Annotated in this window: 1 protein-coding gene; it reads left to right on the forward strand. The window is 43.7% G+C overall.

What is annotated here, in order from left to right:
* Positions 1-89 precede the first annotated feature (89 nt).
* Positions 90-474: IS5 family transposase (locus tag ACTRWF_RS19680; RefSeq protein WP_462836107.1), on the forward strand; the 385-nt coding region annotated here is incomplete at its 3' end.

Here is a 474-nt window from a genome sequence, read left to right on the forward strand (position 1 = left end):
CTAGAGGTTGTTGATCTTTGTATGAAAAGCAGCCGGCATAGCAACGAGGTATAATTGTTTCGCCAAAAATAATTAACCGTAATGTTGCTATGCCAAGAACGATGTTAACAGATGATGCGTGGGAAATCCTAAAAGTACTGCTAAAGGAGAGTGGCAGAGTCTATAACAAATATGAGCACCGAAATACCCTGGAGGGCATACTTTACCGAATGCGTACCGGCATTCAGTGGCGGGATTTGCCATCTGAATTTGGTCTCTGGAATACGGTCTACCGACGATTTAATTTATGGTCGAAGAAAGGCATATTGCAAAAGTTATTTGAAAGCTTAGCCTCCGAGGGTGACCCAGAATGGTTGTTTCTTGATGGTAGTATAGTTAAAGCGCATCAGGATAGTAGCGGTGCAGCGGGTAAACAAGATGAGGCCATCGGAAAAAGTCGAGGTGGTAACTCAACGAAAATTCACCTTGCGGTAG

This window comes from Alteromonas sp. G5_S2_22_S1, from assembly GCF_054968525.1.